This window comes from Erythrobacter sp. HL-111, assembly GCF_900105095.1.
Lineage (GTDB): Bacteria > Pseudomonadota > Alphaproteobacteria > Sphingomonadales > Sphingomonadaceae > Erythrobacter.
Window position 1 is genome coordinate 2,596,085 of the sequence record NZ_LT629743.1, and the last position, 25,216, is coordinate 2,621,300.

Consider the following 25,216-nt stretch of genomic DNA (forward strand, 5'->3'; position numbering starts at 1 on the left):
CGGCGCGGTGCATTGCCCCCCGGATCGCCTGCCCCTGAGAGGCTTTCGCGTCATCAGCGCCGAGCAATATGGCGCGGGTCCCTACGGCACGATGTTCCTTGCCCAGATGGGCGCCGAGGTCATCAAGATCGAACCCCCCGGCACGCCCGGACCCGACGGCAGGCGCCGCGGGGGCGGGGACACTGCGCGCGCGGTCGGCCCGCATTTCCTGCGCCCGGGGGAAAGCACCTATTTCCAGAGCTTCAATCTCAACAAGCGCTCGCTCACGCTCGACATGAGGACGGACGAGGGGCAGGCGATCCTGAGAAAACTTGCCGCCGAAAGCCACGTCGTCGCCAACAACATGCGCGGCGACCTGCCCGCGCGGCTGGGGCTCGACTATGCTTCGCTCAGGGAGGTGAACCCGGCGATCGTGTGCGCCCACCTGTCCGCCTATGGCCGCGACAACGAGCGTGCGAAGTGGCCCGGCTACGACTACCTCATGCAGGCCGAGGCGGGCTATTGCCGGATCACCGGGGAGCCCGGCGGCGATCCCCAGCGCATGGGCCTTTCCATGGTCGATTTCATCACCGGCACGATCTTCTGCATCGGCCTGCTCGGCGCGCTGATCGACGCGCAGCGCACCGGCGAGGGGCGCGATGTCGACACCGACCTGCTTTCCGCGGCGATCCACCAGACGAGCTATCCCGCGCTCTGGTTCATGAACCATGGCGACGAAACCCAGCGCACGCCGCGCAGCGCGCACCCGACCGCGACGCCGAGCCAGATGTTCAAGGCGGCCGACGGCTGGATGTTCGTGATGTGCCAATTGCCCAAGTTCTGGGACATCCTCGTCACCCGCATGGGGCGCGAGGATCTGAAGGACGATCCGCGCTTTGCCGACAACGCCGACCGGCTGGCGAACCGCGAGGCGCTGACCCGCATTCTCGACGAGGAATTCGCGCAGCGGCCGATGGCGCACTGGCAGGAACTGCTCGCCGGGCACGTGCCGGTCGCGCCGGTCTACACGCTCGGCGCGGCGCTCGACAATCCGTGGCTGCGGACCGTCGGGATGCGCGAGGAAATCGCGCATCCCGACAAGCCCGATCTCCAGATCCTCGCCAGTCCGCTCAAGTTCGACGGCAAGCGCCCGCCCAACCGCGCCGCACCGCTGCTGGGCGCGGACAGCGATTCCATCCTCGCCGATCTCGGCTATGACCCGGACGCCATTGCGCGGCTGCGCGAAAGCGGCGTGGTCTGAACGCGGGCGAGAGGGGAGAGGATGGGCAAGCTTTCAGGGATAAGGATCGTCGATCTCACGCAGTTCCTGCCGGGTCCGATGATGACGGTGATGATGGCCGATCACGGGGCCGAGGTGATCAAGGTCGAACCCGCCGCGGGCGATCCCGCGCGGGCACAGGCCCCGTTCGACACCTATGGCGACGAGCAGCATTCGGTCTGGTTCGCCAATCTCAATCGCGGCAAGCGCAGCGTCGTGCTCGACCTCAAGAGCGAGGAGGGCAAGGCCGCCTTGCGCGACTTGATCGCGGGGGCGGACGTCTTCGTCGAGGGTTTCCGGCCCGGCGTGATGAAGCGGCTCGGCTTCGATTACGCGGCGGTGCGGGCGATCAGGGCGGACATCATCTACTGCTCGATCTCCGCCTTCGGGCAGGACGGCGCACTCGCGCATCATCCCGCGCACGACATGGCGGTGCAGGCGCTCGCAGGGTTTCTCAGCGTGAACGACGGGCCGGACGGAACCCCGGTCGTCCCCGGTGCGCCCAGCGCCGATCTCGCTGCCGGGCTGACGGCGCTGTCGGGCGTGCTGATGGCGCTGGTCGCGCGCGAACGGACGGGCGAGGGTGCCTATCTCGACTGCGCGATGTTCGACAGCCTGCTGCCGTGGTGCGTGCACACCGCGGGGAGCGCGATCGCGGGCGGAGAAAGCCCCACGTCGGCCACGCAGCGCAGCCTCGGCGGGGCGGGCTTCTACCAGGTGTACCGGACCTCGGACGGGCGTCACGTCGTGCTCGGCGGGCGCGAGATCAAGTTCGCGAGGAACCTCCTGACCGCGCTCGGACGCGAGGACCTGCTCCCGCTCGCCGAGGCACCGGCGGGCGAACAGGGCGAACTGATCGCCTTCCTGCGCGAAACCTTCGCCACGAAGACCCGCGCCGAATGGGTGGAATGGTTCGCCGACAGGGACGTCGCCTTCTCCCCGGTGCTCGATTTCCGCGAGGCCTTCGACGAACCGCATGTCGCCGAACGCGGCCTCATCGTCGAGGCCGAGGGCGGCGGGCGGCACATCGCGCCGCCGATCCGCTTCGCCGGAGAGGAGTGGAAGCCCGCGCCCGTGCCCGCGAAAGGCGGCCGTCCGGAATGACGGCCCAGCTACCCCTCGACGTCGATGTGCATGGCGTAGGCGAAGCGGTCGCCGGGGTGGTGGCTGACCGAGATTTCGAACAGGCGCCCGTCGGGATCGAAATAGCAGCGCAGGATGCGCAGGACCGGGCTCGCCTCGTCGATGCCGAGCGCGCTCGCCGTGGCCGCGTCGGCGGGAATCGCCTGGATGTCCTGCGTGACCTTGCCGATCCGCACGCCCGCCAACCGTTCGATCTGGCTGAACAGCGTGCCCGCCGAAAGATCGAGCTCGCGCGGGGCTTCCCCGAGATATTCGTGGAAATAGGCGTCGGTCACCGCGATCGGCAGGGCGTCCTCGGAATGGCGCCGGGTGCCGCGAAAGCACATCCATTCGCCCGTCACCGGCACGCCGATCTGTTCCGCCACCCTGTCCGGCAGCGCGCCGCTGGCGACCTCTTCGTAGCGCACTTCGCTGTCGCGGGCATATTGCAGCAGTTCGCCCACGTTCGAAAGCGGCTGGTGCAGCGCCCCGCCGCGCGCGGCCGCCGGCTGGACCGTGGTGCCCGACCCGCGGCGGCGCTGGATCAGGCCTTCCGCCTCGAGCCTTCGCAGCGCCTCGCGCACGGTGAAGCGGCTGACGTCGTAGCGCGCGCACAGGGCGGTTTCGGTGGGGAATTGCTTGCCGCCCGAAAACTCGCCCTGGAGGATCGCCTCGCGCAGTTCGCCCGCCAGTTGCAGGTAGCGCGGGGTGCGCTGTCTTTTCTTGTCCGTCGTGCTGGCAGTGCTTGCCAAGTCTTGCTCCATCGACCCTTCGCCAGGCCCGGAGCGGCGCGATGAGCGAACCGCTATTGGCCTTGCTTGCCGCGACCCTAGCGCGGCCTCCTTCCGAAAGCGAGCGGCGACGCGCGCGGTTCCACCTGCTCGACTGGTTCGCCTGCGTGGCGGGAGCCCGGACGAGCGAGGCGGGCGCGCTGGGGGCCTCGATCTCCTCGCGCGGGTGGGAGCGGGCGACCTATCTCGGCAACGTGCTCGAGATGGACGACGTGCACCGCACCAGCCTGCTCCATCCCGGGCCGGTGGTGTGGCCCGCCGCATTGAGCCTTTCGACCGCCGACATGGCGCAGCGGCTCGATGCGGCGGTGCGCGGCTACGAGGCGATGATCGCGATCGGAGCGGCGTTCGATTCGCATCACTATGCCCACTGGCACCCGACCGCGACGATGGGCGTGTTCGGGGCCTCGGCGGCGTTCGGCTCGCTGCTCGGCTTCGCCCCGATCGAATACGCCAATGCGCTGGGCAATGCGGGATCGGTCGCGGGCGGGCTGTGGCACATGCGGCACGACGACGTGCTGACCAAGCAGTGGCACGTCTTCCACGCCGTTCGCACGGGCCGCGATGCGGCGCTCCACGTCCATTACGGGGCGACGGGGCCGCAGGGCCTGCTCGAAGGGCCGCAGGGGCTGTTCGCTGCGATGACGAAGGAGCCGGGCGAGCTTGCATCGAACGGGCCAAGGGAGGAAAACGCCTGGCTGATCGACACGGTGAGCTTCAAGCCCTTCGCCGCCTGCCGCCATGCCCATCCGGCGATCGACGCGGCGCTGGAACTGCGGCGCTCCGGACAGCTCGAGCCGCCCTTCACGGTCGAAACCTTCCGCGATGCGCTGACCTTCTGCGACCGGCCCGATCCGGCGAACGAGCTGGAGGCCAAGTTCTCGCTCCAGCACGCCGTGGCCGTGATCGCGGACGGGCGCGATGCGGAGCCGGAGGACTTCACCAGGGAAGCCATCGCGGCGCTCGCCGACCTGCGCGCGCAGGTGAGCGTCGCGGAAGGCGCGGACTTCACCGCCCGCTATCCCGCGCATTTCGGGGCACGCGTCAACGGGTTCGAACTGGTCGACACGCTGGGCGATCCCGAACGCCCGGTGAGCGAGGAGCGGATCGTTGCCAAGATGCACAGCCTCGCGCGCTGGGGCGGGTTGCCGGAAAGCGAAGCGCAGCGCGCGGTGCGCCTCGCGCTCGAAGGCGACGATGCGGCCGAGATCGACGCCATGCTCGAGGACTGGATCCGGTGAGCGCCCCCGCAAGCCCCACCGCCGCCCTTCTCGCCTTCGCCGGTGCGGACCATGTCCTGCCCGATGCCGCCCGTGCCGATGCCGCGCGGCTGCTGGCGGACACGCTCGCGGTCGGCGCGGCAGGGGCGATGGCGCCCGGCGCTGAGGCGATCCGCACCACGGCCGAGGCAATGGGGGCGGGCGGCGATGCACGGCTGATCGGCTCGCCCGGCCGCCTGCCCGCGCCCGCCGCCGCCTTCGTCAACGGCTACCGCGTGCATTGCCTCGAATGGGACGCGGTGCACGAACCGGCCGTGGTTCATGCGCTCAGCACGGTCGTTGCCGCACTGGGCGCGGCGATCGACCGGCGCGGCGGGTGCGAGCCGGACGAGGCGCTGGTCGCGCTCGCGGTCGGGGTGGACATCGCCGCCGGGCTCGGCCTTGCGGCGACGAGCGGGCTGACCTTCTTCCGCCCCGCCACGGCCGGGGTGATCGGCGCGGCGCTGGCCGCGGCGCGGATCGACGGGGCGCCGTTGGACGACACGCTGGGGCTGGCCTATTCGAGCGCGGCGGGCACGATGCAGCCCCATGTCGAGGGCCTTGCGACGCTTCCCTTCCAGATCGCCAATGCCGCGCGCGCGGCGATCACGGCGAGCGATCTTGCCAGGGCTGGCTTTCCCGGCCCCAGGGACCCGCTCGAGGGCGAATTCGGTTACTTCCGCCTGTTCGATTCCGGCGATCTGGCCAGCTACACGCGGGGTCTCGGCAAGGTCTGGCGCATCGGCGAGGTGAGCGTGAAGCCCTTCCCGTCGGGCCGGGCGAGCCACGCGGCGCTCGGCAAGCTGCAGGAGCTGGCACTGGCTCCGGACGCGGTGGACCGGATCGAGCTCGCCTGCCCGCCGCTTGTCCGCCGGCTCGTCGCGCGGCCTTACAGGCCAGGCATGACGCCCGCCTACGCCCGGCTCTGCCTGCAATGGCTCGGCGCGCTGATGCTGGTCGACGGGGTGGTGGACCCGCGCCGCTTCACGCCCGCGCACATGGCGGACGAACGGCTCGCCGGGCTTGCGCGCCGCATCGCGCTTGTCCCGGACGGCAACGAGGACCCCAACGCGCTCTTTCCGCAGCGCCTCACCGTGACCTTCGCCGACGGGCGCCGGGAAAGCCACGATATCGCGCACACGCTCGGCAGTCCGGGCAATCCCCTCACCCGGGCGCAGGCGCAGGCGAAGCATGATCTCGCCCGCGATCTCGCGCCCGCCGATGCCGATCCGCGCATCTTCGACGATCCTCTCGCCTACTTCACGGGACAGCCATGACCTATCCGACCTATTTCGAAGCGCTCGACCATGAGCAGCTGCTGAAGGACTACCCCGTCGGGGACGCCTTCACCGCGCGCTATGCCGCGATGAGCCGCGACGAGCTGTTCGCCCTGCAGGACGCGCAGTTCCGCCGCCTGATGGAGCGCGGCTGGCAGGTGCCGTTCTACCGGCGGCTATGGGGCGAAAAGGGCATCGAGCCGGGCGATATCCGCGGGCTCGAGGACATCACCAAGCTGCCGGTCTACGACAAGAGCGACCTCATGGCCTCGATCGCGCAGTACCCGCCCTATGGCGATTTTCACGGCATGGGCGATCCCGCCAGCCGCCCGCCGACGATCTTCCACACGACTTCCGGCACGACCGGCAAGCCGCAGACGCTGATGTTCGGGCCGAAGGGGCGCGAGGTCGGCAACCTGCTGGTCGGGCGGATGTATCGCTGGATGGGGCTGGAGCCGGGTGACGTGGTCCATTCGGTCTATGGCCACGGCATGATCAATGGCGGGCATTACATCCGCGAGGCGGTGACGCATTTCACCAACAGCGTGTTCCTGTCGGCGGGCACCGGGATCGAGACGCGCAGCGTCAACCAGGTCCGCCTGATGGCCGATTTCGGCGTCACCACCATCGTCGGCTTCGTCGACTACATCCGCAAGCTCGCCGCCACCGCCGAGGAGGAAGGCCTGTTCGACAAGATCGCCATCCGCATGATCATCGGCCATCTCGGGACCGAGGACCGCGCCTCGACCGAGGCGGCGTGGCATGGTGCGAAAGCCTATGACTGGTACGGCGTCGGCGACACCGGCACGATCGCGGGCGAAGGGCCGGAGCGTGACGGGATGTATGTCTGGGAGGACGCGCAATATCTCGAACTGCTCGATGTCGACACGGGCGAACCCGTGGCACCGGGCGGCACCGGGGACATGGTCGTCACCTGCCTCTACAAGGACGATATCGCGCCCTGCATCCGCTTCAACACGCATGACGTGACGCATGAACTCGACGGCCGCGGCGAGATCGTGTTCAAGCGGATCGCGGGCTTCAAGGGGCGCAGCGACAACATGGTCAAGCTGCGCGGGATCAACGTCTTTCCCCACGCGATCGGCGCGATCATCGAGAACCGGGCGGACCTAACCGGCGAATATGTCTGCCACCTGCGCCGCGATGCGAGCCAGAGGGATGCGATGACCGTGACGCTCGAAAGCCGGGGCGGGAGCGACAGGGCGGAGCTCGCCGAGACGCTGCGGCGCGGGCTGGGGGTCGAAGTCGAAGTCGAACTGGTCCCGCCCGGCGGCACGGCCGGGGCGACCGAGATCGACACCCGCCAGAAGCCGCTGCGCCTGATCGACGAGCGGGGGCTTTAGGGCCGTGCTCGACCGCTTCAACGCCTTCCTCTTCCGCGACGAGACCGCGACCGGCGGCGAAGGCGCGCTTGCGGGCATGACCATCGGGGTCAAGGCGAACATTGCGGTGAAGGGGATGCCCTTCCACGCCGGGATCGGGGCGTTGAAGGACCGCGCGGCCGACGGGGACGCGGCCGCGGTCAAGGCCCTGCGCGCTGCGGGCGCCATCATCACCGGCATTCTCAACATGGAGGAGGGCGCGCTCGGCGCGAAGAGCGACAATCCGCATTTCGGCCCCGTCCACAACCCGCACCGCCACGGATACTCCCCCGGCGGTTCTTCCGGCGGGAGCGGCGCGGCGGTCGCGGCGGGACTTTGCGACGCGGCGCTCGGCACGGACACGATGGGCTCGGTCCGCATCCCGGCCGCGCATTGCGGGGTCTACGGGTTCAAGCCCGCGACGGGCCGCGTGAGCCAGGACGGGCTCGAACCCGCCGACCTCTCGCTCGACGCGATCGGGCCGCTGGCGCGCGATCTCGACACGCTCGAGCGGGTCGCGCGGGCGATGAGCGATTTCGGCGAGGACCGGATCGAAGGCGCGGGCGCGACGCTTGCCGGGCATGGCGTGGAGATCCACCGCGAGGTGCTGCGGGTCTTCGCCAAGGTCGTGCACGACATGGACGCCGAGCCCGAGGTGGCGAGCCTCTCCCATCCGTGCAGCCGCATCCGCTTTGCAGGCTTCATCGGAGTGTCGCAGGCGATGGCCGCGCATCTCGAAGGGGTCGCCGTATCGGACCATCTTGCGAAGCTGCTGACCTACGGGCCGAAGCGCAGCGCCGAGGATCGGGAGGAGGACCGCGCGATCCTCCAGACGACCCGCGACGAGGTGCGCGCCGTGGTCGAGCGCCACGGCTTCCTGGTCCTCCCGACCGTGCCCAACCCGCCTTTCCCCCACGCCGCGCAGGAACCCGCCGCGCAGGCCGATTTCACCTGTCTCGCCAATATCGCGGGGCTCCCGGCCTTGAGCCTGCCCGCCGGATGGACCGGGGACGGTCTGCCGATCGGCGTGCAGATCGTCGGGCCGGAGGGCGCCGAGGCGGGGCTGTTCGCGCTTGCCCGCACACTTGACCAGCAAATGGGCGCATACCGCCCGCCCCAGGAAGGAGCCTGATCCATGCGCATCATCTGTCTTTTCAACCTCAAGCCCGGCACCAGCGTCGCCGAATACGAGGAATGGGCCAAGACCCGCGACATCCCGGCGGTGAACGCCCTCGGCTCGGTCACGAGCTTCACCGTCCACAGATCGGTCGGCGTGTTCGGCGACGAGAACGCGAAACCGCATTTCGATTACATCGAGGTCATCGACGTGACCGGCATGGACGAATTCGTCGCCGACATCTCGACGGAGGATTTCCAGGCCGCCGCCGCACCGTTCCAGGGCTTTGCCGACGCGCCGCAGTTCATCCTCACCGAGGACCTTTGACATGGCGCGCTTCGAGGGCAAGACCGTGGTCGTCACCGGCTCGGGCAAGCACCGGGGGCTGGGGCAGGGCATCCTCCAGGCCTTCGCCGACGAGGGCGCGAACTGCGTCGTCTCGGACGTGACCATCGACGCCGAGGCCGGGGAGGTCGCCGAGGAATTGCGAGCGCGCGGGGCCAGGGTGCTGACGGTCGCCTGCGACGTGTCCGACGTGGAGCAATGCCGCGCCCTGGTCGCAGCGGCGGTCGGGGAATTCGGCGGGGTCGATGTCTTCGTCAACAATGCCGGGATCGGCTTCAGGATGAAGCCGCTGCTCGAAGTCGACACGGCGGAGGAGTGGGACAAGGTGATCGCCGTCAACCTGTCGGGCGCGTTCTACGGCACGCAGGCCGCCGCGCGCGCGATGGTCGAGCGCGGGCAGGGGGGGCGGATCATCAACATCGCCTCGCAGGCGGCGAAATCGGGTTTCCCGCACCTTCCCGCCTATGTCTCCTCCAAGCACGGCATGGTCGGTCTCACCCGCGCGGCGGCGATCGAACTCGGCGCGCACGGGATCACGGTGAACGCGGTGTGCCCCAACCACGTGACGACCGGGCTGGGCGCGAAGCAGAACGAATATTTCTCCAGGCTGCTCGGCTTCGACAGCGTCGAGGCCTATCTCGCCAACATGAGCGCGAAGAACCCGATGGGACGCCCGGGCCTGCCTTCGGACACCGCGGCCGCCTGCCTGTGGCTGGCGAGCGAGGATGCCTTCTACGTGACGGGCGAGGCCTTGAACGTCTCCGGCGGCGAGGAGATGCACTGATGCCTCTGGAGGAGGAACGGATCGACTGGCCCGGGGGCGCGAAGGTGGCGCTTTCGGTCGTCGTCAATGTCGAGGAAGGCAGCGAGATGACCATCGCCCGCGGGGATCGCGGGATGGAGCCGGTCGACGAACTGGGCGTCTTCGTGAAATCGAAGATGCGTAATTATTCGAATGAATCCAATTATCTCTACGGGATCAAGGCGGGTGCGCCGCGGATCGTCAAGCTGCTGAAACGCTACGACATCATGGCGAGCTGGACGGTCGCCGCGCTCTCCCTCGAAAACCATCCGGAGATCGCCGAGGCCATCGTCGAGCTGGGTCACGAACCGGTCAGCCACGGCTGGCGCTGGGTCCACCAGTTCAAGATGGACGAGGAGGCCGAGCGCGACTTCATCCGCAAGGCCGTGACCAGCATCGAACGGACCTGCGGCCAGCGGCCCCACGGCTGGCTTTCGCGCTACCTCCTCACCGACAACACGCGGCGGCTCTTGTCGGAAGAGGGGTTCACCTATCACATGGACGATTATTCGGGCGACGTGCCCTTCTGGGACCGCGACACGGTGCCGGGCAAACCGATGTGCATCGTCCCCTACCAGCTCGACAACAACGACATGAAGATGTGGACCGACCCCGCCCTGACCCCGCATCAATGGCTCGACTACGCCAAGGCCAATTTCGACCAGGTCTATCGCGAGGGCGAGGAGGGGAACCCCAGGATGATGAGCCTTGGCCTGCATCTGCGAATCATCGGGCGGCCCGGGCGGATCTGGGCGCTCGAGGAATTCTTCCGCCATGTCCGCGCGCACGAGGACGTGTGGATCGCGACCCGCAAGGCCATCGCCGATCATTTCATGAAGGAAAACCCGGCATGACCCTGCGGCTGGAAATCGACGGGCCGCTCGCCAATCTGCTGATCGACCGCGCGGACAAGCGCAACGCCTTCGACATGGCGATGTGGGAGGCGCTGCCCGGCCTGCTCGACGAGGCGGCGGCGAACCGCGACCTGCGCCTGCTCGTCGTGCGCGCGGCCGAGCCGGGCGGGGCCTTCTGCGCGGGCGCGGACATCCGCGAGCTGCTCGCGAACAAGGACGATGCCGATTGGCGCGCCGCCAACCAGAAGGCGATCAACCGGGCGCAATACGAACTCGCCCGGCATCCCCTGCCGACGCTCGCCTTCGTCGAGGGCGACTGCATCGGCGGCGGCTGCGGGATCGCGCTCGCCTGCGATCTCAGGCTGGCGACGGACCGGGCGCGGTTCGGCATCACGCCGGCGAAGCTCGGCCTCGTCTATCCGCTGCATGACGTGAAGCTGCTGACCGATCTGGTCGGGCCGGGCCAGGCTAGGCGCATCCTTTACACCGGCGCCCTGCTCGACGCAGAGGAAGCCCTGCGGATCGGGCTGATCGAAGTCATGGCCGAAACGCCGGACGGGCTGATCGAACAGCTCCTCGCCGCGAGTCCCCATTCGATCCGCGAGACCAAGCGTTTCGTGCGCCGCGTGCTCGACGGGCAGGCGGAGGACGATGCGGACACGCTGGCGATCTTCGCCGAGGCCTTCTCCGGCGCCGATTTCATCGAGGGGACCAGCGCCTTCGTCGAGAAGCGCAAACCGGAGTTTTGACGCGCTGCGGAATGCGAAGCGTTCCGGAGCGTCAACCCCCGCGCAGGCGGGGGCCGAGAAAAACAGGAAGAGGAACCGGACGATCATGACCCTTCCCCACGGCACGATCCTGGGCGGACTTTCGACCGTGCCCGATCTCGCGCGCGGCATAGCGGCCTATCGCGACGTGCTCGGCCTCGAGCTCGTCGAAGAGGGCGCGCTGTCCGAAGCGCTCGCGGCAAGCTGGGGCTGCCCCGCCAATGCCGGATCGCCCCATGCCGTGCTGCGCCCCGGAAGCGGGGAGCCGTGCTGGTTCCGCCTGGTCGAACAGCCCGATCATCCCGATTTCAAGCCGACCACCACCTATGGCTGGGCCGCTTTCGAAACCACGGTCGAGGATGTCTGGCGCTGGCCCGATGCGCTGCCGCAGGACCTGTTCGAAATCGTCGGCCCGCCCAAGGTGCTCGAGAACATCGAGCCCGCCTTCATCCCGATGCAGGCACTGGGGCCGGGACGGGAGATGGTCTATTTGAACCAGGTCCTCGGCGACCTTCCCGACACCGACCTGCCGCGCGCGCGATCGCCGGTCGACCGGATCTTCATCGTGGTGCTGGCGACCCCCGACCGCGAGGCGAGCATCGCGTGGTATTGCGAGCGGCTGGGCCTCGCGCGGGGCGAGGACTACACCTTGCCCTACAGCATGATCAACGATGCCTTCGGCCTCGCGCCCGACACGCAGACGACGATCACCATGGTCAGCCATAGGCGGATGCCGATCGTCGAGGTCGACGATTATCCCGCGCAGGCGACCCCGCGCGCGCGGCATGACGGGATGCTGCCGCCCGGCAACGCGCTGGTGACGCTGGCGGTCGACGACCTCGACGCCTGCACCGCCCGCTGGCTTTCCGCGCCCGCGCCGCGCGATGGCGCGATCTATCAGGGGCGCCGCGCCGCGACCGCGATCGGCGCCGGCGGAGAACTCGTCGAATGCGTCGAGGTGGGGGCATGAAGCTCTACGCCTTCCATTGCCGCGACGGGGAAAGGGGCGAGGAATTGCGAGGCCGCCTGCTGGCCGATCACCTCGCCCATGTCGAAGCCAACATCACCCGTTACGCGGTCGCCGGCCCGCTAAAGCAGGACGGGGTGACGGTCGGTTCGCTGCTGGTCATCAAGGCCGCTGACGAGGCCGGCGCGCGCGCGATCTTCGAGGCCGATCCCTATTTCCGCGCCGGGGTCTGGCAGGCGATCCGGGCGGACGAATTCCTGGGCGTCGCGGGCGACTGGGTCGGCGGGGCCGCGTGGAAGAAGTGATCCGGACCTTGCGCTAAAGATCGCGCGGCGCGGCGTCGGGGGCGAGATTGTCGATGTCGCGCCACAGCTTCCACATGCCGTCCTGCCACCTGTAGACGAGGAAACTGCGCCCGGCGACCATGCTCGGCTCCTTCCCGGGAAAGGCGATGTCCATGCGGCATTTCGCCGTGACGAAGCCGAGATCGCCCTCCACCAGCGCCTCTTCGGGTTCGAAGCGAAAGCCGACATCGGCGCCGGAACCGGACAGTCGCCGGAGAAAGGCGAGGATCGCGTCGGCGCCCTCGATCCTGGGCTGGCCCTGCGTCATCAGCACGGCATCGTCGGCGTAGAGCCGGCGCAGTTCCTCCCATTCGCCCGCTTCGTAGAGCACCTGCCAGCGCGCGCCCGCCTCGATCAGCCCCGCGCTCGAGCGTTCGTCGGCCGGTGTCGCGGCGAGCGGCGGTTCCGCGGCACAGGAGACGAGCGCGAGCGCGGCAAGCGGGGCAAGGAGGCGGGCCGTTCTCATGGCATCAGCACCGTGGAGCCGGTCGTGCGGCGCGCCTCGAGATCGCGGTGCGCCTGCGCGGCCTCGGCCAGCGGATAGGTCTGGCCGACCGTGACCCTGACCTTGCCGCTGCCGATCATGTCCCACACCCGGGCCATGCCCGCCTCGCGCTCCCCGGCGCCCGCGTAATAGTGAAAGAGCGTGGGGCGGGTAACGAAGAGCGATCCCTTCTGCGCCAATATGCCGAGATTGACCCCGTCGACCGGCCCGCTCGCATTGCCGAAACTGACCAGCAGCCCGCGCGGGGCGAGACTGTCGAGCGAGGCCGCGAAGGTGTCCTTGCCCACCCCGTCGAGCACCACCCGAACGCCCGAATCGCCGGTGATCGCGCGCACGCGCGGGGCGATCTCCTCCTCGTCATAGCGGATGACATGGTCGCAGCCCGCCTCCCGCGCGAGGTCGGCCTTGGCCCCGGTCGAGACGGTCCCGATCACGCTCGCCCCGATCGCCTTCAGCCATTGCACCATGATCAGCCCGACCCCGCCCGCGGCGGCGTGGACCAGCACGGTGTCGTCCGGCTGCACCCTCGCGCAGCGATCGACCAGGGCTTCGGTCGTCGCCGCCTTGAGGATCGCGGCGGCCGCGACCTCGTCGGAAATTCCGTCCGGCACCTTGAACAGGGCCGAGGCGGGCATGACCCGGTGGGTCGCATAGGCGCCGAGACCGGGGCCGAGATAGGCGACCCGGTCGCCCTCGGCGTAATCGGTCACGCCCTTGCCGGTCGCGACGATCCGGCCCGCCGCCTCGAGCCCCAGCCCGCTCGGCAGGTCCACCGGATAGAGCCCGGTGCGGTGATAGGTGTCGATGAAATTGAGCCCGACCGCGCCGTGTTCGACCAGCACCTCGCCCGGCCCGGGCGCGGGGGCGTCCTCCTCGACGAAGGCGATGACCTCGGGGCCGCCATGCTCGCGGATTTCGGCGCGGGTCGATTTCACTGTCGGGCTCCTTCTTCGTCACGAAAACGGCTGGCCTGCATCCGGCGCAGGGCGATGCGACGGACGCGCGCGTTCCGATCGCGTTGCGACGCGCCCGCCGGCCTTATTCCGCCGCTTCGGCGAGATCGTCCCATTCGGGCCGGCGCGGCGCGGGAAGGCCGGTTTCCGCCTCGCAGGCGGCGCGCAGGGCTTCGATGCCGGGGCCGTAATCGAACAGCGCAAGCTCCCCGCGCGACGCCTTCATTTCCTCGCGCAGCCTGGCCGTCGCCTCGGCATCGACCGTACCCCTGTCGTCCGCGACCACGCCATAGGCCTTCGCGCCTTCGGAGGTGACGAGGCCCTGGCGGATTTCGAGGCCGACGAGTTCGGGATCGCGCTCCAGCGGGTCGCCCCAGCCGCCGCCGCCCCAGGTGATGAAATGAAGCAGGTCTCCGGCACGCACTTCGACATCCTCGACCTTGTTGCCGACGATTTCGGTGGTGCCGTCGACCCGCTCGATCACCTTCCTCGCGCGCATCCCGGGATGGCCGCCATTGACGCCCCAGGGCGGCACGAACCAGCGGTCATCATGGATCGCGATGTTGCCGTCGGCAAGGAAGCGGTAGGTCATGTGAATGCCGTTGCCGCCCCGGTGGAGCCCCGCCCCGCCGCTGTCGGGCTCGGTCGAATAGCGTTCGATCCGCAGCGGGAAATAGCGTTCGAGGAATTCGTTGGGCACGTTGGTGAAGCCCGGCCACAGCGAATGCCCGTCCGGTCCGTCGCCCAGCGGACGGCCCGGAATGCCGCCGAAACCGATCTGGAAGAGCTGGAACCATTCGCGCGTGTTCCGGCGCGTGTCCCAGCCCGAATAGAACAGGTGCGGGCTCGACGAGAATCCGGCGGCGTTGAGGAATTCCGGCGTCTTCTGGCCGAGCAGCCCGCCGAGGATGTCGAAGATCCGCCCCAGCGCATGGGTCCGCCCCGACAGCGCGGCGGGGAATTTCGGCTTCAGCAGCGATCCTTCGGGAATGCGGACCTCGATCAGGTCGTAGAACCCGTCATTGAACATGATCTGCGGGTCGAACACCATGATCATGTAGATGCCGAAGAACATCTTGAACATGTTCTCGTTGAGGTAGAAATTGATCGAGGCCGCGCTCTGCGGGTCGGTGCCGTCGAAATCGAGCACGACCTTCTCGCCTTCGCGCCACATCGTGCACTTGATCCGGTAGGGACCGAAGCCCTTGCCGTCGTCGCAGATGTAATCCTCGAAGCTCACCGGCTCCTCGGCCACGGCCATGGAAATCAGCGCCTTCATCGCGCGGTGGTTGCGATCGAGCAGTTCCTGCGTCGCGGAATAATAGACGTCGTCGCCGAAACGTTCGGCCATCTCGATCACGCGGCGGCTGGCGACGCGGCAGCTCGCGATCAGCGCGTTGAGGTCGGCCTGGCACCAGTCGGGCTTTCTCGTCTGGTGCATGACGAGCTTCATGAGGTCGTGATTGTATTCGCCCTGCTTCCAGAGCTTGACCGGCGGGATCCGCACGCCTTCCTCGAAGATCGAGGACGCGCCGATCGGCATCGAGCCGGGGACCATCCCGCCGATGTCGGACTGGTGGCCGAACATGGCGGTGTAGGCGATGAGCCGCCCGTCCTTGAACACCGGGAGCAGGACGAGCCAGTCGTTCGAATGGCTGATCGCGCCCTCGCAGGAATAGGGGTCGGACAGCAGGATCAGGTCGCCGTCCTCCAGCGTGTCGTCGAAGCCGCGCAGGAACCCGTCGATGAAGCTCCCGAACTGGCCGACGATCATCTTGCCCGCCGGGTCGGCGATCATCGGGAAGGCGTCGCCCTGTTCGCGGATGCCGGGCGACATGGCGGTGCGAACCAGCGTCGCGTCCATCTCGATCCGGGCATTCCTGAGCGCGTTCTCGATGATGTCGAGCGTGACGGGGTCGATGGCGACCTTTTCGAACGGCGTGTCGTTGGTCTCGACGATACGTGCAGGCATGATGTCAGCCCTCCGGATTGATGAGAATATTGCCGACCTTGTCGATCGTGGCAATGCAGCCGCTTTCGACGAGGGTGGTCGAGTCCATCTCGGTGATGATGGCAGGGCCGGGGATGCGGTCGCCTTGCCTCAGCTTGGAGCGGTCGTAGATCACGGCGTCCTGCTCGCGCCCGTCCATCCACAGCGTGTGGTCGCGGATCCTGGCGGCCGAAGGATCGCCGTCGCCCCTCGGCAATTCGGCTGCGGGAAGGGAGGGCGGCCGGCCCAGCGCGACGGCGCGCAGGTTCACGATTTCGTGCGGGGTGTCCATGTTGAAGGTGAACAGGCGCAGGTGCTCCTCGTCGAACCGGGCGAGGATCCCCTCGATCCCGTCCTTTTCCAGCACGGCCTTGTCGATAGCGAGCGGGACTTCGAAGGCCTGCCCGGCATAGCGGATGTCGACTTCGAACCCGGTCGTGATGTGGTCCTGCGCGATCCCGTCCGCGATCAGTTCGCCGCGCGTCTGAGCGGCCATTTCGTCGAGCACGGCCACGAGGTCGCCGATCGCGGTGTCCCTGGCGAGGCGCGAGAAGCTGCGCGCGGTTTCGGTCCGCATCCGCGTCGTCGCATCGCCCAGCGCGCACAGCACGCCGGGGGAAACGGGCGAGACGGCGGGCCAGCTCCCCATCAGCCGGGCGACCGCGTTGACGTGCAGGGGGCCGGCCCCGCCAAAGCCCATCAGCGCGAATTCGCGCGGGTCGTAGCCCTGCTGCACCGAAATCATCCGCAGGGCGCCGAACATGTTTTCGTTGACGATGTCGATGATCCCGCGCGCGGCCTCCATCAGGCTGACGCCGAGCGCGTCGGCGATGGTCTGGACCGCCGCTTTCGCCGCCTCGCGGTCGAGCCGGAAGCTGCCGCCGAGCAGGTCCTCCGGCAGGTAGCCGAGCACCACGTTCGCATCGGTCACGGTCGGCACCTCGCCGCCCTTGCCGTAGGCGACCGGGCCGGGGACCGCGCCGGCGCTTTCCGGGCCGACGCGCAGCGCCCCGGTCAGTTCGGGCACGTGCGCGATCGAGCCGCCGCCCGCACCCACCGTCTTCACGTCGAGCGAGGAGGCGCGCACCGACAAGTGTCCGACATCGGTCGTGCGCTCGCGCCGGGGCTCCAGCCCCTCGATCAGCGCGACGTCGGTCGAGGTGCCGCCGACGTCGAGCGTGAGGATGTTGGTCAGCCCCGCGTTCTTCGCCACCCAGAGCGCGCCGGTGACCCCGCCGGCGGGACCGGACATGAGGATGTTGACCGGGTGTTCCTCGGCCTTCTCGCTGCTCATCAGGCCCCCGTCGGAGCGCAGCAGCGAGAGGCGCCCGCCGAAGCCTTCGTCCGCGAGCTTGGTCCTGAGGTTCGAGACATAGCGGCTCACCACCGGGCGCACGGCCGCGTTGGCGACGGTCGAGAGCGTGCGCTCGTATTCCTGCATTTCGGGCAGGACTTCGTGGGACAGCGAGACGGGAATGCCCGGCAGCTCCTCGGCGGCGATTTCCCCGATGCGCCGTTCGTGCGCCCCGTTGACGTAGGCGTTGATCAGGCTGACCGTGAGCGCCTCGATCCCCTGTCCCCTGAGCCTGGCGAGCGCCGCGCGCACCGCGTCCTCGTCGAGCGGGCGGACCTCGTTGCCGTCGGCGTCCATCCGGCCCGGCACCTCCACCGTGTCCTCGAGCCGGGCGAGCGGCTGCGGCTTGGGCCAGACGATCCACGCGGCGAGCCCGCCGGGGACGAAGCTGCGCGCGATCTGCATCACGTCGCGGTAGCCTTCGGTCGTCACCAGGCCGACCTTCGCGCCCTTGCCTTCGAGCACGGCATTGGTCGCGACCGTCGTGCCGTGGAGGAAATAGACCACGTCCTCTAGCGCGACGCCCGCCTGTTCGGTGATCGCCCTGACCCCGTCGAGGATGCCCTCCGAACTGTCATGCGGGGTCGAGGGCGTCTTGTGCCGCCAGAAGCGCCCGCTCTCCTCGTCGAACAGCAGCAGGTCGGTGAAGGTCCCCCCGACATCGACGCCAAGCCTGTAAGTCATGCAGTCTCCCCTGTTGCCCTTCGGCAGGGCGGTAACGTGTTCCCCTAGGCGGCGCGCGCGACCCGCGAGGGCAGTTCGCGCCCCAGGACCTTCGCGAAAGCCCGGTTCGCGGCGATGGCCCGACCGAGATCGACATTCGTGGGCACGCCCGACCTGTCCATCATGTAGACGAGATCCTCGGTCGCGATGTTGCCGGTGGCGCGCGGGGCGAAGGGGCACCCGCCGAGCCCGCCCAGCGACGCGTCGAAGGTCCGCACGCCTGCCTGGTAGGCCGCCCACGCATTGGCGATGCCGGTGCCGCGCGTGTCGTGGAAATGGCACCGCATGGGTATCCGCCCGCCGAGCAGTTCCGCGAGCCTGCCGAACAGGTCGGCGACCTGCGCCGGGACCGCGACGCCGATGGTGTCGGCCAGCGCGATCTCGGCCGGGTCCTCGGCGGCGAGTTCCTCGGCGATGGCGAGCACGGTTTCGGGCTTCACCTCGCCTTCGAAGGGGCAGCCGAACGCGGCGGAGACGGTCACCTGCGCGCTCAGCCCCTCTGCCTTGGCGAAGCGCAGCATGTCGCGGGTTTCCGCGATGCCTTCGGCGATGGTCTGGCCCTGGTTCTTTCGGCCGAAGGTGTCGCTCGCGACGATCACGCAGCCCGCCTGGTCCACGCCGCGCCCCTTGCCATTCCCGGCGCCGCCTTCGCGCGTGGCGAGCGCGCGCATGATCCCGCGCTTGTTGAGGGTGAGGCCGATATACTGCACGTCGGCGCGGTCGGGCAGCCCGGCGATCACGGCTTCCGCATCGGCCATCTGCGGCACGCGCTCGGGATGGACGAAGCTCGCCACTTCGAGCCGCCGCGCGCCGTAGCCGATCATCGCCTCGATCAGCGCGAGCTTGTCGGCGGTCGAGACGATCTCCGCCTCGTTCTGGAGCCCGTCGCGGGGGCCCACTTCGAGGATGTTGACGGGATCGGACATGAGGGTCTGCTCGCTCGCTCGGCTGGAATCGGTCATTCGGTGATCGCGCAAATTGTATACAAATCGATCTGCGCTCTGTATAGGCCCGTTTCGCAGCGCGGGTGCGGTTACGGGCTTCCCCGCGACGACACGCTTTGCCACCGGACGAAAGGGATCACATGGCTGAGGGCGCGCTTTCCGGATTGCGTTTGATCGAGATGGGCCAGCTCATCGCGGGGCCGTTCTGCGGCCAGCTGATGGCCGATCACGGGGCCGAGGTGATCAAGATCGAACCGCCCGGGGTCGGCGACGCCATGCGGAACTGGGGGCAGGGCATCCCGCTGTGGTTCTCCGTCGTCGCGCGCAACAAGAAGTCGATCACGCTCAACCTGCGCGAAAAGGAAGGCCAGGCGATCGTCCGGCAGCTTGCCGCCAGGGCCGACTTCCTGCTCGAGAATTTCCGCCCGGGCACGCTGGAACGCTGGAACCTCGGCTGGGACGAGCTTTCCGCGATCAACGAGGCGCTCATCATGATCCGCGTATCGGGCTACGGCCAGACCGGGCCCTATTCCGCGCGCGCCGGCTATGGCGGGATCGGCGAGGCGATGGGCGGGATGCGCTACATCGCCGGCGAACCCGACCGCCCGCCGAGCCGCGCGGGGCTTTCGATCGGCGATTCGCTCGCCGCGACCTATGCCTGCCTCGGCGCGCTGATGGCGCTCGAACACCGGCACCGGACGGGCAAGGGGCAGGTGGTCGATTCGGCGATCTACGAAGCCGTGCTGGCGATGATGGAATCGACCGTGCCCGAATACACCGTGGCCGGCCACATCCGCGAACGCACCGGTTCGATCCTGCCCAAGGTCGCGCCCTCCAACGTCTATCCGACCAGGGACGGCAGCGTGCTCGTCGCCGGCAACCAGGACAGCGTGTGGAAACGCTTGGCGGCTATGATGGGCGTGCCCGAACTGGGCGACGATCCGCGCTACAACAGCCATGTCGCGCGCGGGGAGCGGCAGGCCGAACTCGACGAGATGATCGGCGAGTGGACGAAACAGCGCACCAGCAGCGAAGTGCTCGAACTGTGCGAGGAACACGGCGTTCCGGCGGGCAATATCTACCGCGCGCCGGAAATGCTGGCCGATCCGCATTTCGCCGCGCGCGAGGCGATCGTGGACGTGCCGCATCCGAAATACGAGAATTTCCGGATGCAGAACGTCGCGCCCAGGCTCTCGGCGACGCCGGGCGGCATCCACTGGGTCGGGCCGGAACTCGGCCAGCACAACGAGGAAGTCTATGGCGAACTGCTCGGCATGGACAGCCGCGCCATGGCCGACCTTGCCGAACGGGGCATCATCTAACCTCTCTTATTCACGGCGATGCGGTTGGGCGCCTCTCGGCGCGAGCTTGACGCCACTGCTGCGTGCGGCGGCGTAGAGCGGGCGTGCGGCACCGCTGGCGTCTGTTTCACCGCGCTGTGATCGATGGGCTTTTCTGGTTGAAGGACTTGGCTCGGGGTTTCTGCGGCACTGCCGCGCCCGCTACGTCGGCGCAGGCTTGAGCGCGAGAACGATGGCACGCATCAGATCGGCATCGGGGCACGCAGAGGCGAACGCTACGCGGATTCGGGTGGCGCTTTCCATGACGCGGGCAGCAACCTTGAGCAGCCGCAGGCGCAGGGTCGTAAACTCGGCTTTTGCCAGAGCGGTGGTCTTTGGGATCGCCTGCTGAACGCGCCACAGCAGCCAGTAGGCAGCGGTGTGCAGGATCAGGCGCATCTGGTTGGCGTTCGCCGACCGGCACGAGGTGCGGTCACTGGCCAGCTGGGTCTTGTGCAGCTTGATCAGGTTCTCGGCCTGCCCGCGCGCACAGTAGAGCGTGTCATAGATGTATTCAGCCGAGCCTTGGGTTAGCGATGTGACGACATAGCGGATATCCATGCCCAGCGTGCTGGCCTCGATCCTGGCGACGACGCGGCGCTGGCGGTTCCAGCTCTTCGCGCCGTAGCGGGTCTCGGCATAGCTGCGCAGGACCGGGAGTTGGCACTCGGCGCGGCGGACCGCGCAGGCATCGGCGGCAGTGACGATAACCGGATCAGCGCGCAGCGCGGCGTTGGTCGGCAGACCGAACACGTAATCGACATGGGCCGCCTCGCAGAAGGCCATGACCTCGGGCCGTCCATAATGCCCGTCACCGCGGATGGTGATGTGGGTATCAGGCCAGTGGCGGCGAAGATGGCGCACCAGACGCCGGATATGCCCTGCCGCCTCCTTGCCAGAAGGCGTCTTGCCCGTGCGCAGCAGCATCGCCACCGGCCGGCCCGTTGCCGTGTCGTAGACATGGATCGGCAGGAAGCAGCGCTCCCCATGATGTCCGTTCCAGAAGGAGAGTTGCTGATAGCCGTGCACGACGTCGCAGGTGTCATCGATATCCAGCGTCACCGCCGCCGGCGGAGTGGGGTAGCTGGCGCAGTAGATGTCGATCATGATCCCCAGCATCTTTGCCAGCTCGCGCGTGCTCGGCGCATTCTCCCAGCGGCTCATCGTCGGTTGGCTGGCCAACCCCGCACCCGATCCCGGCAGCTTGCCCAGCGCAAGGCGGAAGCCCGGATCATCGCGCAGAGCGTCGAGATCATCGGCATCCTCATAGCCGCAGGCGATCGCGAACATCCGCGCGCGCAGGATATCTTCAAGCCGATGAACCACCCGAGCAGGATCGCGCGGATCGGCAATACACGCCGCAAGCCGCTGGCAGAGCCCCATCATGCGCTCGGCCTGAGCCAGCACCAGGACCCCGCCATCCGAGGTCAGCCTGCCGCCGTCAAACGCAGCTGTGACCTTCTTGCCGCGCACTGCTGGAAACGAAAATACGGACGCGCTATCATCGCATCCGGCGGGTGTGGTCTGTGGCATATTTTGCCCCGTTGCAGGTCTGGCTTAAGCAACCACATTCCTACAACAATGCAAATGCTTACGCCACTCCCGCCAACCCGTCAGACCACTGCCGGTGAATAATCCGGGCTAGAAGCCATTCCGCCCATCATTCGGCGGCGTCATTCGCGGCGCGCGCTTCCGCCTCGGCCGCATCGGCGAAGGTGTGGAAGGCGCGGCGCAGGTGGCTCTTCATGATCGCCTGCGCCCAGTCGGGATCGCCCGCGCGGAAGGCAGCGACGAGCTCGTCATGGTCGCGCGCGGACTGCCTGAGGTCGCGCACCGAGTAATGCCGCGCGGTGCGAACCAGCACCGGCTGTTCGACCAGCATGGCGAGCACCTGGGCGAGCCGGGGCGAACGGGCGGCCGCGGTGATGATGTCGTGGAACCGGCGATTGGCTTCGAGAAAGCGGGCGATGTCGGGCGGGTCCCCGGCGATCGCGTCGCGCAGGTCCGCGTTGACCGTTTCGAGCCGGTCGATTTCCTCCGCCGTCATTCGCCGCGCGGCGCGCCTTGCCGCGTGGCCTTCGAGCATCTGGCGCAGGGTGAACATCTCGTCGATGTCGTCGCGCGACCAGTCGGCGACGAAGATCCGCTTCGACGGGCTGCGAACCAGCAGGAGTTCGGCCTCGAGCCGGCGCATCGCCTCGCGCACGGGGGTTCGGCTGACCCCGGCGACCTCGGCCAGCCGTTCCTCGGTCACCTGTTCGCCCGGATGCGCGCCGCCGCCGAGGAGGAAGGCGCGGATCTTGGCATAGGCCCTGTCCGATGCCCGCGTCACCGCGCAGGTCCTGCCGATGTGTTACCCGAAATCACCACCTGCGCCCTTCGCGTAAGCTATGGGTGCAGCGCTACCAATTTTTCTTGACGCGCGCAAATTGTATACAATACGTCTCGCTCATTCGGGGGAAGCGGCATGGTTCGGGGCACCAAGGAGCGCCGTGCCGTCCCCGTCTGCAGGAACGGGTCGGACATCGGGCCGACCCGCCGGACGCGTGGACGCGCCCGGGTCGACAGGGGAGTCGTCGCAGATGAGGAAGATGAAGACCATTCTCGCCGGCAGCGCCGCGCTGGGCGCGCTGCTGTGCCCGCTCCAGGCCGCTGCGCAGGACCGGGAGGACGAACGGGCCGAGGGCGACGACCCCGGCGCGATCATCGTCACCGCCCGGCGCCAGTCGGAAACGCTTTCCGAAGTGCCGGCCGCGGTCACGGTCTTCACCGCCGAAACGCTCCAGCGCACCGGGATCGAACGGGCCGACGAATTCGTCCAGCTCACCCCCGGCGTCACCATCGTCACCGGCACCGCGGAGGCGGGCGACACCCAGATCAACATCCGCGGCATCAACGGCGCGCGCGACGCGGAAAGCTCGGTCGCGCTGGTGGTCGACGGCATCCTCAAGACCAACACCGCGCAGCTCAACCAGGACCAGGGCACGCTCCGCCAGATCGAGATCCTGAAAGGCCCGCAGGGCGCGCTCTACGGGCGCAACGCGGCGGCCGGGGCGATCGTCATCCAGACGGTGAAGCCGGGCGATTTCCTCGAAGGCAGCGTGCTCGTCAGCGCGGCGGAGGACAACACCTACCGCGCCAACGGCTACATCGCGACGCCCGTCGGCGAGGGCGCGGGGCTGGTCCTTTCGGGCAGCTATTTCCACACCGACGGCTTCTTCTTCAACCGCTTCCTCGACGGCCATTTCGTCGACAACCAGGAGGTCTGGTCGATCGACGGGCGCTTCGTCGCCGATCTCGGGCCGAACACCGAGATCGACGTGAAGGCGCGCTATGCCGATCTCGACGGCGCCTCGATCGCCTACAACACCTCGTTCCACCTGCCCAATTTCGCGGGCGTAGACCCCGCCTTCTACGAGGATGTGAACGAGCACCCCTTCGATTTCTACGGCAACATCCGCCCGATCAACACGCAGGAAACCTTCGAGGTCTCGGCCAAGATCGAGCACGAGTTCGACTTCGCCACGCTCACCGCCTGGGCGCTCTACAGCGATGTCGACCAGTTCCTCGTCGCCGACGGGACCTCGGCGGATTTCGCGCGCTTCACCTTTCCGGGCGCGACCCCGGTATCTGTCGCGGCGTCCGATGCCTGTTTCGCCAGCACCGCGCAGCTCACCGGCTTTCCGCTGAACGCGCCGACCTTCGTCGGGCAGATCCCGGTGCCGTTCATCTTCGACCCGGCCACCGGCTCCACCTTCGGCGCGTTCAGCCCGACGACCTGCGACGGGACCCAATTGCAGGTCCGCAACCAGAGCGACTTTTCGGGCGAGATCCGCCTCGCCTCGAACGGCGACGGTCCGCTCGAATGGCAGGTCGGGGCCTATTACCTCCATATCGATCGTGAGGTCGGGGTGAGCATCGGCGCCGATCTCGGCCAGGGGGTCATCCCCGAACTCTACAACGAGCCGGACAGCATCAATCCCACCAGCCAGCTGTTCAACGACGCGTTCGACACCGATGTCTACGCTGCCTTCGCCTCGTTCGACTACGAGGTGAGCGAGCGTTTCGAAGTGGGCCTTGCCGGGCGCTACGACATCGAGGAACGCCGCGCGACCAGCCTCGTGCCGGCGGTGTTCGATCCCTTCACCGGCGGGCCGATCAACCCGGGCCAGCAGGTCGTGAACGGGGTGGTGCAGCCGCTCCCCGACCAGCTGGAAACCTTCCGCCAGTTCCAGCCCAAGGTCTCGCTGCGTTACCGTTTGAGCGATGACGTGAACCTCTACGCCAACTGGGGCGTCGGCTTCAAGTCGGGGGGCTTCAACAACCAGGGTTCGGCCGCGATCGTCGATCAGGCCTTCAACCAGTTCATCGGCACCAACGTGCTGATCGAGGACATCTACGACAAGGAAGTCTCGAGCGCGTTCGAAGCCGGGATCAAGGGTTCCGCGCTGGGTGGCCGGGTGACCTTCGACGTCGCGGGCTATTACACGCGGATCGACGACATGCAGTTCTTCGAATTCTTCGTCGGCGCATTCGGCCTCCTGCGGGTGGTTTCCAACATCGACGAGGTCGAGGTCTACGGGGCCGAGGCGAACCTTGCCTTCGAGGTCCTGCCGGGCTGGGACATCTTCGGTTCGGCCAACGTCACCGAAAGCGAGATCAAGGCCAATTCCTCGCGCCCGAACACGGTCGGCAACGAAAGCCCCTATACCGCCGACTACACGGTGAACCTGGGCAGCCAGATCGTCCAGCCGATCACCGACGCGATCGATTTCGTGATCCGCGCGGATTACCGCCTGACCGGTCCGACCTGGTTCCACACGCTCCAGGACGACGCCAACCCGACCCTGTTCAGCGGGTTGCTGCCGGGCTCGGCGCTGGCCCTGCCGGCCTCCGTCGGCGATGCCGAATATTCGGTGACCGAACGCGACGAATTCGGCATCCTCGACCTGCGCGTCGGGATCGAGACCGGGAATTTCCGCCTCACCGCCTTCGCCGAGAACCTCACCGACGAACGCTATCTCAACGAGGTCATCCCGGCGGTCGAATTCGGCGGCTCGTTCCTGTCGCCCGGCGGCCTGCGCCGTTTCGGGGTGGAACTGGGATACGACTTCTGACGAAT

Annotated in this window: 22 protein-coding genes; 14 read left to right on the forward strand and 8 right to left on the reverse strand. The window is 68.1% G+C overall.

The annotated features are described in order from the left end of the window. Window positions 1-7: 7 nt before the first annotated feature. Both BLU08_RS12260 and BLU08_RS12265 read left to right on the forward strand, forming a co-directional pair. Window positions 8-1,240 (forward strand): CaiB/BaiF CoA-transferase family protein, encoded by a 1,233-nt coding sequence (locus tag BLU08_RS12260; RefSeq protein ID WP_090199835.1) that lies wholly within the window; start codon window positions 8-10, stop codon window positions 1,238-1,240. 21 nt (window positions 1,241-1,261) lie between these two features. Further along, window positions 1,262-2,362 carry a CaiB/BaiF CoA-transferase family protein gene (locus BLU08_RS12265; protein ID WP_090199837.1) on the forward strand — a complete coding sequence of 367 codons (1,101 nt, stop codon included), beginning with the start codon at window positions 1,262-1,264 and terminating at the stop codon, window positions 2,360-2,362. 8 nt (window positions 2,363-2,370) lie between these two features. Here the strand turns inward: BLU08_RS12265 and BLU08_RS12270 are convergent, their stop codons facing one another. After that, complete coding sequence (locus tag BLU08_RS12270) at window positions 2,371-3,132, reverse strand: GntR family transcriptional regulator (RefSeq protein ID WP_233995980.1); 762 nt, start codon at window positions 3,130-3,132, stop codon at window positions 2,371-2,373. A gap of 41 nt (window positions 3,133-3,173) precedes the next feature. On the opposite strand from BLU08_RS12270, the gene BLU08_RS12275 reads away from it, so the two are divergent. The 10 genes from BLU08_RS12275 (at window position 3,174) to BLU08_RS12320 (ending at window position 12,246) form a co-directional block, all read left to right on the forward strand. After that, on the forward strand, window positions 3,174-4,412 hold the full coding sequence (locus BLU08_RS12275) for an MmgE/PrpD family protein (RefSeq protein ID WP_090199841.1): 1,239 nt from the start codon (window positions 3,174-3,176) through the stop codon (window positions 4,410-4,412). Beyond that, the gene (locus tag BLU08_RS12280) at window positions 4,409-5,707 is read left to right on the forward strand and encodes an MmgE/PrpD family protein (RefSeq protein ID WP_090199843.1); all 1,299 of its coding nucleotides are present in this window, start codon (window positions 4,409-4,411) and stop codon (window positions 5,705-5,707) included. The genes BLU08_RS12275 and BLU08_RS12280 overlap by 4 nt, the downstream gene beginning before the upstream one ends. Beyond that, window positions 5,704-7,071: a phenylacetate--CoA ligase family protein gene (locus BLU08_RS12285; protein WP_090199845.1), complete on the forward strand. Its 1,368-nt coding sequence runs from the start codon at window positions 5,704-5,706 to the stop codon at window positions 7,069-7,071. Before BLU08_RS12280 ends, BLU08_RS12285 begins: the two co-directional genes overlap by 4 nt. Window positions 7,072-7,075: 4 nt before the next feature. Continuing rightward, a complete protein-coding gene (locus BLU08_RS12290; protein ID WP_090199846.1) occupies window positions 7,076-8,221 on the forward strand; it encodes an amidase in 1,146 nt (381 codons plus the stop codon). A 3-nt stretch (window positions 8,222-8,224) separates the two neighbouring features. Continuing rightward, on the forward strand, window positions 8,225-8,533 hold the full coding sequence (locus BLU08_RS12295; protein WP_090199849.1) for an REDY-like protein HapK: 309 nt from the start codon (window positions 8,225-8,227) through the stop codon (window positions 8,531-8,533). A gap of 1 nt (window position 8,534) precedes the next feature. Further along, window positions 8,535-9,335 carry an SDR family NAD(P)-dependent oxidoreductase gene (locus BLU08_RS12300; protein ID WP_090199850.1) on the forward strand — a complete coding sequence of 267 codons (801 nt, stop codon included), beginning with the start codon at window positions 8,535-8,537 and terminating at the stop codon, window positions 9,333-9,335. Further along, window positions 9,335-10,207, forward strand: a complete 873-nt coding sequence (locus BLU08_RS12305) for a polysaccharide deacetylase family protein (protein WP_090199852.1) — start codon at window positions 9,335-9,337, stop codon at window positions 10,205-10,207. The genes BLU08_RS12300 and BLU08_RS12305 overlap by 1 nt, the downstream gene beginning before the upstream one ends. Further along, window positions 10,204-10,956 (forward strand): enoyl-CoA hydratase/isomerase family protein, encoded by a 753-nt coding sequence (locus BLU08_RS12310; RefSeq protein WP_090199854.1) that lies wholly within the window; start codon window positions 10,204-10,206, stop codon window positions 10,954-10,956. Before BLU08_RS12305 ends, BLU08_RS12310 begins: the two co-directional genes overlap by 4 nt. Before the next feature lie 85 nt (window positions 10,957-11,041). Next, entirely contained in the window at window positions 11,042-11,944 is a 903-nt protein-coding gene (locus tag BLU08_RS12315) for a VOC family protein (protein WP_090199857.1), read from the forward strand. After that, window positions 11,941-12,246, forward strand: a complete 306-nt coding sequence (locus BLU08_RS12320) for a YciI family protein (protein ID WP_090199859.1) — start codon at window positions 11,941-11,943, stop codon at window positions 12,244-12,246. Before BLU08_RS12315 ends, BLU08_RS12320 begins: the two co-directional genes overlap by 4 nt. 13 nt (window positions 12,247-12,259) lie before the next feature. Here the strand turns inward: BLU08_RS12320 and BLU08_RS12325 are convergent, their stop codons facing one another. The 5 genes from BLU08_RS12325 to BLU08_RS12345 all read right to left on the reverse strand — a co-directional run bounded on the left by BLU08_RS12325 (window position 12,260) and on the right by BLU08_RS12345 (window position 18,772). Then, a complete protein-coding gene (locus BLU08_RS12325) occupies window positions 12,260-12,751 on the reverse strand; it encodes a nuclear transport factor 2 family protein (protein WP_090199861.1) in 492 nt (163 codons plus the stop codon). Further along, on the reverse strand, window positions 12,748-13,725 hold the full coding sequence (locus tag BLU08_RS12330; protein ID WP_090199863.1) for a quinone oxidoreductase: 978 nt from the start codon (window positions 13,723-13,725) through the stop codon (window positions 12,748-12,750). Before BLU08_RS12330 ends, BLU08_RS12325 begins: the two co-directional genes overlap by 4 nt. Before the next feature lie 103 nt (window positions 13,726-13,828). Then, a complete protein-coding gene (locus tag BLU08_RS12335) occupies window positions 13,829-15,715 on the reverse strand; it encodes a hydantoinase B/oxoprolinase family protein (protein ID WP_090199865.1) in 1,887 nt (628 codons plus the stop codon). A gap of 4 nt (window positions 15,716-15,719) precedes the next feature. Beyond that, window positions 15,720-17,771, reverse strand: a complete 2,052-nt coding sequence (locus BLU08_RS12340) for a hydantoinase/oxoprolinase family protein (RefSeq protein ID WP_090199867.1) — start codon at window positions 17,769-17,771, stop codon at window positions 15,720-15,722. Between the two features lie 44 nt (window positions 17,772-17,815). After that, entirely contained in the window at window positions 17,816-18,772 is a 957-nt protein-coding gene (locus BLU08_RS12345; RefSeq protein WP_233995981.1) for a hydroxymethylglutaryl-CoA lyase, read from the reverse strand. Between the two features lie 122 nt (window positions 18,773-18,894). Here BLU08_RS12345 and BLU08_RS12350 point away from each other — a divergent pair, with 122 nt between their 5' ends. Then, window positions 18,895-20,076 (forward strand): CaiB/BaiF CoA-transferase family protein, encoded by a 1,182-nt coding sequence (locus BLU08_RS12350; RefSeq protein WP_090199869.1) that lies wholly within the window; start codon window positions 18,895-18,897, stop codon window positions 20,074-20,076. 180 nt (window positions 20,077-20,256) lie between these two features. Here the strand turns inward: BLU08_RS12350 and BLU08_RS12355 are convergent, their stop codons facing one another. Both BLU08_RS12355 and BLU08_RS12360 read right to left on the reverse strand, forming a co-directional pair. After that, on the reverse strand, window positions 20,257-21,627 hold the full coding sequence (locus tag BLU08_RS12355; protein ID WP_090193770.1) for an IS1380 family transposase: 1,371 nt from the start codon (window positions 21,625-21,627) through the stop codon (window positions 20,257-20,259). Window positions 21,628-21,754: 127 nt separating this feature from the next. Next, window positions 21,755-22,426 carry a GntR family transcriptional regulator gene (locus BLU08_RS12360; RefSeq protein WP_090199871.1) on the reverse strand — a complete coding sequence of 224 codons (672 nt, stop codon included), beginning with the start codon at window positions 22,424-22,426 and terminating at the stop codon, window positions 21,755-21,757. A 250-nt stretch (window positions 22,427-22,676) separates the two neighbouring features. Here BLU08_RS12360 and BLU08_RS12365 point away from each other — a divergent pair, with 250 nt between their 5' ends. Continuing rightward, complete coding sequence (locus BLU08_RS12365; RefSeq protein WP_090199873.1) at window positions 22,677-25,211, forward strand: TonB-dependent receptor; 2,535 nt, start codon at window positions 22,677-22,679, stop codon at window positions 25,209-25,211. Window positions 25,212-25,216: the final 5 nt, after the last annotated feature.

Excerpts from the sequence above, each read along its gene's own strand:
- BLU08_RS12265 (WP_090199837.1), top strand. The coding sequence starts at position 1,262 with ATGGGCAAGCTTTCAGGGATAAGGATCGTCGATCTCACGCAGTTCCTG.
- BLU08_RS12275 (WP_090199841.1), top strand. The coding sequence starts at position 3,174 with ATGAGCGAACCGCTATTGGCCTTGCTTGCCGCGACCCTAGCGCGGCCT.
- BLU08_RS12285 (WP_090199845.1), top strand. The coding sequence starts at position 5,704 with ATGACCTATCCGACCTATTTCGAAGCGCTCGACCATGAGCAGCTGCTG.
- BLU08_RS12295 (WP_090199849.1), top strand. The coding sequence starts at position 8,225 with ATGCGCATCATCTGTCTTTTCAACCTCAAGCCCGGCACCAGCGTCGCC.
- BLU08_RS12300 (WP_090199850.1), top strand. The coding sequence starts at position 8,535 with ATGGCGCGCTTCGAGGGCAAGACCGTGGTCGTCACCGGCTCGGGCAAG.
- BLU08_RS12305 (WP_090199852.1), top strand. The coding sequence starts at position 9,335 with ATGCCTCTGGAGGAGGAACGGATCGACTGGCCCGGGGGCGCGAAGGTG.
- BLU08_RS12310 (WP_090199854.1), top strand. The coding sequence starts at position 10,204 with ATGACCCTGCGGCTGGAAATCGACGGGCCGCTCGCCAATCTGCTGATC.
- BLU08_RS12315 (WP_090199857.1), top strand. The coding sequence starts at position 11,042 with ATGACCCTTCCCCACGGCACGATCCTGGGCGGACTTTCGACCGTGCCC.
- BLU08_RS12320 (WP_090199859.1), top strand. The coding sequence starts at position 11,941 with ATGAAGCTCTACGCCTTCCATTGCCGCGACGGGGAAAGGGGCGAGGAA.
- BLU08_RS12325 (WP_090199861.1), bottom strand. The coding sequence starts at position 12,751 with ATGAGAACGGCCCGCCTCCTTGCCCCGCTTGCCGCGCTCGCGCTCGTC.
- BLU08_RS12335 (WP_090199865.1), bottom strand. The coding sequence starts at position 15,715 with ATGCCTGCACGTATCGTCGAGACCAACGACACGCCGTTCGAAAAGGTC.
- BLU08_RS12340 (WP_090199867.1), bottom strand. The coding sequence starts at position 17,771 with ATGACTTACAGGCTTGGCGTCGATGTCGGGGGGACCTTCACCGACCTG.
- BLU08_RS12345 (WP_233995981.1), bottom strand. The coding sequence starts at position 18,772 with ATGACCGATTCCAGCCGAGCGAGCGAGCAGACCCTCATGTCCGATCCC.
- BLU08_RS12350 (WP_090199869.1), top strand. The coding sequence starts at position 18,895 with ATGGCTGAGGGCGCGCTTTCCGGATTGCGTTTGATCGAGATGGGCCAG.
- BLU08_RS12355 (WP_090193770.1), bottom strand. The coding sequence starts at position 21,627 with ATGCCACAGACCACACCCGCCGGATGCGATGATAGCGCGTCCGTATTT.
- BLU08_RS12365 (WP_090199873.1), top strand. The coding sequence starts at position 22,677 with ATGAGGAAGATGAAGACCATTCTCGCCGGCAGCGCCGCGCTGGGCGCG.